Here is a 12,151-nt window from a genome sequence, read left to right as displayed (position 1 = left end):
CGTTAGCGGTTGAGCCAGGCCATGTAATCCGCGACCCCTTCGGCAACGGTTTTGAATTCGGCATCATAACCGACACCGCGCAGCTTGGTCATGTCTGCCTGGGTGAAACTCTGATAGCGACCCTTGAGGTGATCCGGGAAGGGAATGTACTCGATAGTCCCTTTCTGGTGATGCTGGATCACGGCTTCGGCCACGTTCTGGAACGGCTCGGCACGACCGGTGCCGCAGTTGAAAATGCCGGAGTGTTGCGGGTTCTGCCAGAACCAGAGGTTCACCTTGCAAACGTCATCCACATAGATGAAGTCACGCATCTGGCCGCCGTTCGGGAAACCGTCACAACCTTCGAACAGCTTGGGTTTTTCGCCCTTCTTCACCTGGGTATTGAGGTGAAAGGCAACGGAAGCCATGGGGCCCTTGTGCTGCTCACGCGGACCGTAGACGTTGAAGTACTTCAGACCCACAACCTGGGAGTTGATCTCCGGCATCCAGCGGCGCACGTACTGGTCGAACAGCTGCTTGGAGTAGCCATAGACGTTGAGCGGCTGCTCGAACTTGGGATCTTCGATGAAGTTGTCGTTGCGGCCACCGTAAGTCGCGGCGGAAGAGGCGTAGATGAAGGGAATCTCCCGCTCGATGCAGTAGTGGAACAAATCTTTGGAGTACTCGTAGTTGACCTCCATGATGAACTTGCCGTTCCACTCAGTGGTCGCGGAGCAGGCGCCTTCGTGGAAGATCACCTCGATGCCGTCGCCCCACTCTTCAAATTCGTCGCCGGAGACGATCCGCGCCTGGAACTCGTCCTTATCCATGTAATCGGCAATGGTCAGATCGACCAGGTTGACGAACTTGGTGCCATCGGTCAGGTCATCGATGACCACGATATCGGTCCGTCCTTGAGCGTTCAGCTGCTTGACCAGATTGCTGCCGATAAAGCCAGCACCGCCAGTTACTACGATCATGGAGTTTGCCTCGCGTACGTTGATGGTCACGTGTGACTGCTTGTTAAAGCTGTGTATAGTGAACCAATTTGAAATTGCCGAAAAGTTTATCACGGGCCGCAAGGGGATTCGACCTTGATGCAACGGGCCCGCCAGAGGGAACAGTGATGAAAACCAGAGACAGGATCATTCACAGCGCCACCGAGCTGTTCAACGATCAGGGTGAGCGCAACATCACCACCAACCACATTGCCGCCCATCTTGGCATCAGCCCTGGCAACCTTTATTACCACTTCAGGAATAAAGAAGACATCATCCACTCGATTTTTGATCAATACGCCCGCCACCTGAGCGAGAGCTTCACCCCCGCGCGCAGTAACGAAATCAAGCTGGAAAACCTGATGGGCTATCTGGATGCCATCTTCTATCTGATGTGGCAGTTCCGCTTTTTCTACGCCAACCTGCCGGACATTCTGAGCCGCGACGAACCGCTGCAGCAGAAGTACCTCAAGGCCCAGGAACAGATGCGCTCCTCCGTGGTCGCCCTGCTCAGGAGCCTGCGTGAAGGGGGCATCATAGACGTCAACGACGCAGACCTGCCCGACCTTGGCCAGACCATCAAGATGGTGGTGACCTGCTGGATCCCGTTCCAGATTGCCCAGGCGCCCAATACCCGCATCACCAAACCGCTGCTCTATCAGGGGGTGTTGAAGGTACTATTTTTGCTGCGCCCCTATATCCAACCGCAGGTGGCCGGACAGATCCAGCAGCTGGAACAACACTACCGTCAGCTGGCCCAACCAGCTTAGTGAGATCTGTTTCACACTTGTTGAATATCAGCACAATCATTTGAATTTGCCGCAACAGATTGCAGTAAAATGTTGCCCTCTGTTGATACGCAGCTGAAATAGCCAATAAGGATCGAGGATGTCTAACGGATTCTATCGTCACCTGACCGAGCAACTGAACCAGGTGCAAGCTGAGGGGTTGTACAAGCAGGAGCGCATCATCACCTCCGCCCAGCAAGCCAGCATCGCCGTCGGCGGTGAGCAGGTACTGAACTTCTGTGCCAACAACTATCTGGGGCTGGCCAACCACCCGGATCTGATCGCCGCCGCCCATCAGGGGCTCGACAGCCATGGCTTCGGCATGGCTTCGGTGCGCTTCATCTGTGGTACCCAGGACCAGCACAAAGCGCTGGAGCAGAAGATGTCGGCCTTCCTCGGCACCGAGGACACCATCCTCTACTCCTCCTGCTTCGATGCCAACGGCGGCCTGTTCGAGACCCTGTTCGGCGCCGAAGATGCCATCATCTCCGATGCCCTCAACCACGCCTCCATCATCGACGGCGTGCGGCTGTGCAAGGCCAAGCGCTATCGCTACGCCAACAACGACATGGCCGAGCTGGAAGCCCAGCTCAAACAGGCGGATGCCGATGGAGCCCGCTTCAAGCTGATCGCCACCGACGGCGTCTTCTCTATGGATGGGGTCATCGCTGACCTCAAATCCATCTGCGATCTGGCGGACAAATACGATGCGCTGGTGATGGTGGATGACTCCCACGCGGTCGGCTTTATCGGCGAGAACGGTCGCGGCACCCACGAATATTGCGGCGTGCTGGATCGGGTTGACATCATCACCGGCACCCTGGGCAAGGCGCTCGGCGGCGCGTCCGGTGGCTATACCTCCGGCAAGAAGGAGGTGATCGACTGGCTGCGTCAGCGCTCCCGCCCCTACCTCTTCTCCAACTCGCTGGCCCCCTCCATCGTCGCCGCCACCATCAAGGTGATCGACATGCTGGCCGAAGGTCACGACCTGCGCGCCCGCCTCAAAGAGAACAGCCGTTACTTCCGCGAGCGGATGAGCGCCGCCGGCTTCACCCTGGCGGGGGCCGACCACGCCATCATTCCGGTGATGCTGGGAGATGCCAAACTCGCCTCCGAGATGGCGAGCCGCATGCTGGCTGCTGGCATCTATGTGGTGGGCTTCTCCTTCCCGGTGGTGCCCAAGGGTCAGGCACGCATTCGCACCCAGATGTCTGCCGCCCACACGCGCGAACAGCTGGACAAGGCGATCGACGCCTTCATCCGCATCGGCCGTGAACTCGGCGTTATCTGATTTGAATCAAGGGGCTGCAGCCCCTTTTTTCTGCATTCATCGTGATTGACTGGCATGAAGGAACAACCATGAAAGCACTATCCAAACTGCACAAAGAAGTCGGTATCTGGATGACGGACGTACCGGCCCCCGAACTCGGCCACAACGACCTGCTGATCAAGATCCGCAAGACCGCCATCTGCGGCACCGACATCCACATCTACAACTGGGACGACTGGTCCCAGAAGACCATTCCGGTGCCCATGGTGGTTGGCCATGAATATGTCGGTGAAGTGGTCGCAATCGGCCAGGAAGTCCGCGGCTTTGCCGTGGGAGACCGGGTATCCGGCGAAGGCCATATCACCTGCGGACATTGCCGCAACTGCCGCGCAGGCCGCACTCACCTCTGCCGCAACACCATTGGCGTTGGCGTCAACCGCCCGGGCGCCTTCGCCGAATATCTGGTGATCCCGGCCTTCAATGCCTTCAAGCTGCCGGACAACATCCCGGACGAGCTGGCTGCCATCTTCGATCCCTTTGGCAATGCGGTGCACACCGCCCTCTCCTTCGATCTGGTAGGTGAGGATGTGCTCATCACCGGCGCGGGTCCCATCGGCATCATGGCTGCCGCCGTTTGTCGCCACGTGGGCGCCCGCCATGTGGTGATCACCGACGTCAACGAATACCGGCTGGATCTGGCCCGCAAGATGGGCGCCACCCGCGCCGTCAACGTGGCCAAGGAAAAACTCTCCGACGTGATGACCGAGCTGGGCATGACCGAAGGCTTCGACGTGGGGCTGGAGATGTCCGGCGTGCCCAGCGCCTTCCAGGATATGATCGACAAGATGAACCACGGCGGCAAGATCGCCATGCTCGGCATCCCGCCTGCCACCATGGCCATCGACTGGAACAAGGTGATCTTCAAGGGTCTGTTTATCAAAGGGATCTACGGTCGCGAGATGTTCGAGACCTGGTACAAAATGGCCAGCCTGATACAGTCCGGATTGGATTTGTCCCCCATCATCACCCACCGTTTTGATATCGATGACTTCCAGCAGGGCTTCGATGCCATGCGCTCCGGCCAGTCCGGCAAGGTGATCCTCAGCTGGGATAGATAAGCCTCCCGGCGGCTCAATCCCATGAAACCCGGTGAAGACCGGGTTTCTTTTTCTGCGCCTCTCCTCGCCAGTTTGTGATCTGACGAAGAAACTTTGCACGCAGAGTGCTTAACACTTCACACACAAGCGTTTAAATGGCTGTAACTATTCGGTTATAATCCCGTCGTTTTCTAGGGATAATAAAAGCCTGCTGGGAGTACATGAGCGTGTTGAAAAAACTGAGCTATTTGCTGGTTGTCGGGATGACGGCTGCCAGTCTGTCCGGCGTGGTGTTTGCTGCCGATGATATGTCGCCGGAAGCGATTGCCGAACGGATCAAACCTGTCGGTCAAGTCTATACCGCCAAGGATCTGGAAGGGATTGCGACCGCAGGCGCAGCTTCTGTGGCGGCAGCACCATCCGGCCCACGTGATGGCGAGGCCGTGTACAAGGGTGCGTGCTTTGCCTGTCATGACATGGGTATTGCCGGTGCCCCCAAACGCGGCGACCAGGCAGCGTGGGAACCACGCATCGCCCAAGGCATCGATACATTGAAGAAACATGCCATCGAAGGCTTCACTGGCAAGGCGGGTGTCATGCCGCCACGGGGGACTTGCGCCACCTGTAGCGATGAAGAGATCGAAAACGCCATTCACTACATGATCGACAAGCTCTAAGTGATTGAAAGGGCCGCACTTGCGGCCCTTTCAATCTGTTCACTTCCGACTACTCTTTGTAGGGTAGGCACATTGGGAGTTTCTATGTCAGCGCAACCCAGAGCATCACAGTATTCGACTCCCTTGCTGGCGTTAATGTCCGCCATTATGGATTTTCCTGCCCCCTCCTCTGCCACGCCCAAAGAGTACGACACCCTGATCCAGCAATTGGACCAGCTCTGCCCGCTGCAGCATTTCGGCATGCTGGGCTTGTCAGAGTCTGGGCTGCACTGGGTATGTGAACATCAGATTTCCGATAGTTTCAAACTGCAGCTGGGGCTGGAAGCGTCACTGCTCACTGAACAGCTAACCCAACTTGATGAAGCCCAGGGCTGGTGTGTGTTTCCCATCGAACATGGTCAGGTGCAGTGGTTGCTGGCCTGCAGCCAGCCCAAGGAGCTACCCACCCTACGCTTGCTGCTGGAGTGCCTCGCCACACGATTGAATGAAACCCAGGCCGGCTCGCAATTCTCGGAGCTGGCTTCTCCGCTCATCCGCAAGGACCCGGACTGGCAGAAAAAAATCGAGAGCATCAATCGCATCATTCGCTTGGCCAATACCCTGCCCAGCCAGGCCCTGTTCTCCCAACTGGAAGCCGTGCTGCGCCAGATGCTGGCCATTAAGGACGTGCTGCTGGTACGCATCGACAGCCACCAGTTGGAAAAGATCTATCCCGAGCTGCCGCTGCACGGCGATGAGTTCATCGCGGGCATGTGCCACAGCACCAACAACATAGAGCAGCATAAGGAGCAGCTGTTTTGGTACAGCCAACCCCTACGGCTACAGCAGCAATATTTTGCCCATTTCATCATCAGCACCCCGCAGCTGCTGGAGACGGACGATCGGCTGTTCCTCGACTTCTTGCGCAGCCAGCTGACCCTGCTGCTGGAGCTGAGACGGATCCGGCAACAGCTGCACGACATCAACTCGGAAGACTCCATCAATCAACGCCTGCAACAGCTGCGACAGACCAACCTCAGATTGCAGAAGCAGCTCAAGCAGCATCAGGAACAGGAACGCAGGCTTCAGTTCGATGCCCTGCACGATCCGTTGACCCAGTTGCCCAACCGCGCCCTGTTGATGAACCACCTCAACCACGCCATGACCCACTTCCACCGTTACAAGTCACCCGGGTTTTCGCTGATCTTCATCGATCTGGATCACTTCAAGCAAGTCAATGACACCCTGGGACACGGCGCTGGCGATCAACTGCTGAAGGAGATGAGCCGCCGCCTGCAAAGCTGCATCCGGCAAAACGACATGGTGGCCAGACTGGGAGGGGACGAGTTCGTCATCTATCTGGATAGCAGCAAAAACGAGGAGGATATCAGCCCTGTGCTCAACCGCATCATCAGCCGCCTCTCTTATCCCTTCCGGCTGCAAGGCAACGAGCTGAGCATCACGGTCAGCCTCGGGGTGGCCAGCGTATCGGAGCAGACCACCGACATCAGCCAACTGCTGCATCAGGCTGATCTGGCCATGTATCAGGCCAAGCGCAACGGACGCAGTCGCATCGTCAGCTATTCGGAGGAGTGTTCTGCCCAGACCTGGGCTTCACCAGAAGAGATGCTGGCCAAGGCCCTGCGGGAGGGCCGCATACTGCCCTATTTCCAGCCGGTGATCCGGCTCAAGGACAGCCGCCTGACCGGACTGGAGGTGATGGCACGCTGGATCACCGAAGAGGGGGTGCTCAAGGATGCCTTCGACTTCATCCCGCTGGCGGAACAGTGCGGCCTCATTCAAGAGCTGGATTACCAGATACTGCGCCACACCTGCCAACAGTTGAAAGCGTGGTTGCCCATCTCAGGCCAGTGCAAGTTCAAGGTCGCCATCAACCTCTCCGGCAAGCATCTGGTCAATCACGAGCAGATCATGCGGCTGATGGACATCATAGAAACCGAGGGGATAGCGCCTGGCTATCTGATCTTTGAATTCAACGAGCGAGAGCTGTCGCGGCAAGATTCCGACGCCCTCACTTCCCTGCACGAGCTGAGGGCCAAGGGCATTCAGATCAGTCTGGATGATTTTGGCACCGGCTTCTCCTCCCTCAACGCCCTGTTCCACTTCCCGGTGGATTACATCAAGGTGGATGACAGCTTCACCCATCGCATGCTGCAATCCCCCAAGGATTTGGCGCTGATCCGCGCCATGCGCGATATCTGCCAGGATCTGGACTTCACCCTGGTGGTCGAAGGGATCGAGAACCAGCAACAGCTACAGAAGCTGATCGACATGGGTTGCCTGATGGGACAAGGGCGCTACATCTCCCCCCCCATGCCGGGAGCCGATATCACACCCCTGCTCACCCAGACCAAGGGTGAGCGTGGCTAGCCGCCGGCTCAATCCTTCTTGAACAGCGCCCTCAGGTTGGCAACCCCGACTTGCCCCTTCTGCTGGCGCTCCTCGGCCGTCACCTTCTTCTGGTTCTCCCACTCCAGATCGTCCTGAGGCAGCTCCAGCAGGAAGCGGCTCGGCTCGGGCCGCACCGATTCACCATACTGGCGCCGCTCCTTGCAGAGGGTGAAGGTGAGCTCGGTCTGGGCGCGGGTAATGCCCACGTAGGCGAGACGCCGCTCTTCCTCCACGTTGTCTTCATCGATGCTGGTCTGGTGGGGCAACAGGCCCTCTTCCATCCCCACCATGAAGACGTAGGGGAACTCCAGCCCCTTGGAGGCGTGCAGTGTCATCAGCTGCACCTGATCCGCATCATCCTCCCCCTCGTTACGCTCCATCATGTCGCGCAGGGTAAGACGGGTCACCACCTGGGCGAGCGTCATCGACTCCTCCAGTTCATCCCCTTCCAGCATCTCTGTGATCCAGCGATAGAGGGTGGAGACGTTCTGCATCCGCATCTCGGCCGCCTTCGGGCTGGGGGAGGTCTCGTAGAGCCACTCCTCGTAGTGGATCTCCTTGATCATGTCCCGCACCGCCTCCACCGGGTTGCCGCGCTGCGCCTGATCGCCGAGTCGCACCAGCCAGTTGGTGAAGGCCTGCAGGGCCACCAGACCACGGCCGGAGAGCGATTGCTCCAGCCCCAGCTCGAAGCTGGCGGCAAACAGGCTCTTGCCGCGCTGGTTGGCATACTGACCCAGCTTTTCGAGCGTGGTGGGACCTATCTCCCGCCGTGGCAGGTTGACCACCCGCAGGAAGGCGGTGTCCTCGTCCGGATTCACCAGCAGCTTGAGATAAGCCATGATGTCCTTGATCTCGGTACGGGAGAAGAAAGAGGTACCGCCCGAGATGCGATAGGGGATGCGGTTGGTCATCAGCGCCTTCTCGAAGATGCGCGACTGATGGTTGCCACGATAGAGGATGGCGTAATCCTTGAAGCGGGTACGGTTCATGAACTTGTGGCCCATCAACTCGGCGGCGATCCGCTCCGCCTCGTGCTCCTCATTTTTGGCAAACAGCACCTTGACCGGCACCCCGTAATCGAGCTCGGAGAAGAGCGCCTTGTCGAACACGTGGGGGTTGTTGGCGATCAATATGTTGGCGCATTTCAGAATGCGCCCCTTGGAGCGGTAGTTCTGCTCCAGCTTGATGAGCTTGAGGCTCGGAAAGTCTTCGTTGAGCAGCACCAGATTTTGCGGCTTGGCGCCACGCCAGGAGTAGATGGACTGGTCATCGTCCCCCACCACGGTAAAGCGAGCCCGCTCGCCGACGATCTGCTTCACCAGCTCGTACTGGCTGGTATTGGTGTCCTGATACTCATCGACCAGCAGGTAGCGGATCTTGTTCTGCCAGCGGGTGCGTACCTCGTCATTGCTCTTGAGCAGCAGGGTCGGCATCACGATAAGGTCATCGAAGTCGAGCGCGTTGTAGGCCACCATCTGGCGGTGATAACGCTCGTAGAGCTGGGCCATCAGTACTTCTTCCGGCCCTTGGGCGATACGCATGGCGCGCGCCGGCAGTATGAGGTCGTTCTTCCAGTTGGAGATCTGGCTGATGAGGGCAGACAGCTTGTCCTTGTCATTATCCAGCTCAGCCTCGGTCAGCTCCTTGAGCAGCGCCAGCTGGTCGGTATCGTCGAACAGAGAGAAGTTAGCCTTGAGATTCAGACTCTTGTGCTCACGGCGTATGATATCGAGGCCCAGGGTGTGGAAGGTGGAGACCATGAGTCCCCGCGCCTCCTTGCGACCCAGGGTCTGACCGACCCGCTCCTTCATCTCCCGCGCCGCTTTGTTGGTAAAGGTGACGGCTGCTATGTTGCGGGCGTTATAGCCACACTGCTGTACCAGGTAGGCGATCTTGTTGGTGATGACGCGCGTCTTGCCCGATCCGGCTCCCGCCAGCACCAGGCAAGGGCCGGAGACAAACTTGACCGCTTCGTTCTGATTGGGGTTGAGCTTCATGGGCCGGATCTCTTGGCTTATGATGAGGGGCGGCATTGTAACAGAAATCAGCGGGTGAGCCGCATCGCTGCGCCACACACCATCAGTCGGCTAGCATCGTGCGCCTTGTGTTCGAACGCCATTTTCAGGATCATGGCCGACTTTTCCAGATGATGACGAGGGGAGCATGAATCAGCAACAGCACGCCCGACTGCGCGGCCAGTTTCCGGCCTTGGCGCAGGAGGTGAACGGCCACCCTCTGGTCTATCTGGACAACGCCGCCACCACCCAGAAGCCGCAAGCAGTGCTGGATGCCATCGCGCACTACTATCGGGCCGACAACGCCAACGTGCACCGCGCCGCCCATGCCCTGAGTGGTCGCGCTACCCGCGCCTTTGAGGCCGCCCGCGAGGCGGTCACCCGCTTCATCAACGCCCCCCACAGCCGCGAGGTGATCTGGACCCGTGGAACGACTGAGTCGATCAACCTGGTGGCCCAAAGCTGGGGAATGAGCGAGCTCAAGGCGGGGGACGAGATCGTCCTCAGCACGCTGGAGCACCACGCCAATATCGTCCCGTGGCAACTGGTCGCCCAGCGCACCGGCGCGGTTATCCGGGTCATTCCCCTCGATGAGCGGGGCGATCTCGATCTGGCCGCCTATCACGCTATGCTGGGGCCAAGGACCCGGCTGGTGAGCGTGGCTCACGTTTCCAATGCCCTCGGTACCGTCAATCCGGTCGAACAGATAGTGGCGGCGGCCAAAGCGGTGGGCGCCGTGACGCTGATCGACGGCGCCCAGGCGGTGGCTCATCTTGAAGTGGATGTGCAGGCCATTGGTTGCGACTTCTACGCCTTCTCCGGCCACAAGCTCTATGGCCCAACCGGGATCGGTGTGCTGTGGGGTAGAACCGAACTGCTGGAACGCATGCCGCCCTGGCAGGCGGGCGGCGAGATGATCGACAGAGTCAGTTTCAGCGGCACCACCTTCAATACCCTGCCCTTCAAGTTCGAGGCGGGCACCCCCCATATTGCTGGCGCTATCGGCCTCGCCGCCGCTGTCGATTTTGTGATGGGGCAAGACCGGCAATGGCTCGCCAGCCATGAGCAGGCGCTGACCGACTATCTGGTCGCTGGCTTGCAACAGGTGCCGGGGCTGCGTCTGGTCGGCGAGCCCGACCAACGTGCCGGATCGGTCTCTTTCCTGCTGGAGGATATCCACCCGCAAGATGCCGCTACCCTGCTCGATATGCAGGGGATCGCCCTGCGAGTCGGCCATCACTGCGCCATGCCACTGATGGAATCACTCGGGATCGGCGGCACCCTGCGCGCCTCACTGGCCTGTTACAACAATCGGGACGATGTCGACGCCTTGCTGGCCGCCCTGCACAAACTCAGTGACTTCTTCTAAGGCAAATCACCGAATGAACAGCCTCGTAACCTATACCCAAATCGGCCTTGAGCCCAACGCCGACACCATCCGCCAGCAGTTTGCTGCAGCCCATGGCTGGGAGAACCAGTATCGGCTCATCATCCAGCTCGGCAAACAGCTGCCCACGCTACCCGGCGAATGGCAACAGGAGGCATTCCGCCTCAAGGGGTGTGAAAGCCAAGCCTGGCTGAAGGGAGAAAAAAGCGAGGATGGTTGCTGGCACTTTGCCTGTGATTCCGATGCCCGCATAGTCCGCGGACTGATCGTCATCGTGCTGGCGGCGCTCAACCACCAATCGTCTGCGGCGATCCAGGCTTTTGATATGGAAGGATATTTCACCGAACTTGGACTGGAGAAACACTTGAGCCCGTCACGGGGTAACGGGCTCAGAGCGATCGTGTTGGCAATGCGGGATCAGGCGTCGGCCTGATCACTGGCCAAAGGCGCCTCTATCGCTGTTGTCGTTTCACTTGCCAGACGTTCGGCTCTAGCGCCCCGTTCGGCAATCTTCTTCAATACCCGGGAGGCGGCAACCAGCCCAAAGGTCGCCGTCACCGCCGTCACGGCCCCGAAGCCAGAGGCACAATCCATCTTCATGGAGCCATCGCTGGCCGCCTTGGCCTGACAGGTGCCACCCTGACCATCCGGGTAGCTCAACTGCTCGGTTGAGAAGACGCACTCCACCCCGAACTTGCGAGCAGGATTCTTGCTGAAGTTGTGCAGCCGGCGCAGATCCGAGCGTACCTTGGCCGCCAGCGGATCCTGAATGGTCTTGGCCAGATCGGCCACAGTGATCTGGGTCGGATCCATCTGCCCGCCGGCACCACCCGCCACAATCACCGGGATCTTGTTGCGCTTGCAGAAGGCAATCAGCGCCACCTTGGCCTTGACCGAATCGATTGCATCCACCACATAGTCAAACTCACGCTTGATATACTCGGCCAGGTTGTCGGGCGTGACGAAATCATCCACCTCGATCACCTCGCAATCCGGATTGATGGCGCGAATGCGCTCTGCCATCACCTCGGTTTTGAGGCGACCAACCGTACCCTGCATGGCGTGGATCTGGCGATTGGTGTTGGTAATGCAGATATCATCCATGTCGATCAGGGTGATCTGGTTGATGCCGGCACGGGCCAACGCCTCCGCCGCCCAAGAGCCTACCCCGCCGATCCCGACCACGCAGACCCTGGCCTGACTGAAGGAGCCAAGTGCGCTCTGACCATAAAGACGGGCAATGCCCCCGAATCGCTGTAGATATTCTGCTGTCATACCATCACCTTGCTTGAGGGCGGCCATTATAACGACAACTAAAGCCAGCGGCGATCATCAAGATGGCTCGGCATAGAGAAAGGAAGAGGGGGGGATAATGGTAAAAGCGGGTGTTGAATGGTCGGAAACGAAAAAAGCCCAGTCGTTAGACTGGGCTTCTTGTTACTGGCGGAGCGGACGGGACTCGAACCCGCGACCCCCGGCGTGACAGGCCGGTATTCTAACCAACTGAACTACCGCTCCGCTATTTGGCTAGCTTTTCGCTAAATCT

General features: G+C 58.8%; 10 protein-coding genes and 1 tRNA gene. 7 read left to right on the top strand and 4 right to left on the bottom strand.

What is annotated here, in order from left to right; all coding sequences use genetic code 11:
- Window positions 1-2: 2 nt before the first annotated feature.
- Complete coding sequence (rfaD, locus tag BN1129_RS08665) at window positions 3-959, bottom strand: ADP-glyceromanno-heptose 6-epimerase (protein ID WP_042036026.1); 957 nt, start codon at window positions 957-959, stop codon at window positions 3-5.
- A gap of 146 nt (window positions 960-1,105) precedes the next feature.
- Here rfaD and BN1129_RS08660 point away from each other — a divergent pair, with 146 nt between their 5' ends.
- From BN1129_RS08660 to BN1129_RS08640, 5 genes are all read left to right on the top strand, one after another.
- Window positions 1,106-1,747: a TetR/AcrR family transcriptional regulator gene (locus tag BN1129_RS08660; RefSeq protein ID WP_042035855.1), complete on the top strand. Its 642-nt coding sequence runs from the start codon at window positions 1,106-1,108 to the stop codon at window positions 1,745-1,747.
- A gap of 118 nt (window positions 1,748-1,865) precedes the next feature.
- The gene (locus BN1129_RS08655) at window positions 1,866-3,056 is read left to right on the top strand and encodes a glycine C-acetyltransferase (RefSeq protein ID WP_042035854.1); all 1,191 of its coding nucleotides are present in this window, start codon (window positions 1,866-1,868) and stop codon (window positions 3,054-3,056) included.
- A 68-nt stretch (window positions 3,057-3,124) separates the two neighbouring features.
- Window positions 3,125-4,153, top strand: coding sequence for an L-threonine 3-dehydrogenase (tdh, locus tag BN1129_RS08650; RefSeq protein ID WP_042035853.1), 1,029 nt, complete (start codon window positions 3,125-3,127; stop codon window positions 4,151-4,153).
- A 200-nt stretch (window positions 4,154-4,353) separates the two neighbouring features.
- Window positions 4,354-4,809: a c-type cytochrome gene (locus tag BN1129_RS08645; protein ID WP_042035852.1), complete on the top strand. Its 456-nt coding sequence runs from the start codon at window positions 4,354-4,356 to the stop codon at window positions 4,807-4,809.
- Between the two features lie 84 nt (window positions 4,810-4,893).
- Entirely contained in the window at window positions 4,894-7,179 is a 2,286-nt protein-coding gene (locus tag BN1129_RS08640; protein ID WP_042035851.1) for a putative bifunctional diguanylate cyclase/phosphodiesterase, read from the top strand.
- 8 nt (window positions 7,180-7,187) lie between these two features.
- Here the strand turns inward: BN1129_RS08640 and rep are convergent, their stop codons facing one another.
- The gene (rep, locus tag BN1129_RS08635; protein ID WP_042035850.1) at window positions 7,188-9,200 is read right to left on the bottom strand and encodes a DNA helicase Rep; all 2,013 of its coding nucleotides are present in this window, start codon (window positions 9,198-9,200) and stop codon (window positions 7,188-7,190) included.
- A 166-nt stretch (window positions 9,201-9,366) separates the two neighbouring features.
- On the opposite strand from rep, the gene BN1129_RS08630 reads away from it, so the two are divergent.
- A complete protein-coding gene (locus BN1129_RS08630; protein WP_042035849.1) occupies window positions 9,367-10,587 on the top strand; it encodes a SufS family cysteine desulfurase in 1,221 nt (406 codons plus the stop codon).
- A gap of 13 nt (window positions 10,588-10,600) precedes the next feature.
- Window positions 10,601-11,038: a SufE family protein gene (locus BN1129_RS08625; RefSeq protein WP_042035848.1), complete on the top strand. Its 438-nt coding sequence runs from the start codon at window positions 10,601-10,603 to the stop codon at window positions 11,036-11,038.
- Here the strand turns inward: BN1129_RS08625 and tcdA are convergent.
- Both tcdA and BN1129_RS08615 read right to left on the bottom strand, forming a co-directional pair.
- Window positions 11,023-11,880, bottom strand: a complete 858-nt coding sequence (tcdA, locus tag BN1129_RS08620) for a tRNA cyclic N6-threonylcarbamoyladenosine(37) synthase TcdA (protein WP_042036025.1) — start codon at window positions 11,878-11,880, stop codon at window positions 11,023-11,025. The genes BN1129_RS08625 and tcdA overlap by 16 nt on opposite strands.
- Before the next feature lie 166 nt (window positions 11,881-12,046).
- A tRNA-Asp gene (locus BN1129_RS08615) sits at window positions 12,047-12,123 on the bottom strand.
- Window positions 12,124-12,151 lie beyond the last annotated feature (28 nt).

Source organism: Aeromonas popoffii (assembly GCF_000820025.1).
In the GTDB taxonomy this organism is placed as follows: Bacteria; Pseudomonadota; Gammaproteobacteria; order Enterobacterales; family Aeromonadaceae; genus Aeromonas; species Aeromonas popoffii.
The sequence above is the reverse complement of the archived record's forward strand: the minus strand, read 5'-3'. Positions and strand labels throughout refer to the sequence as shown.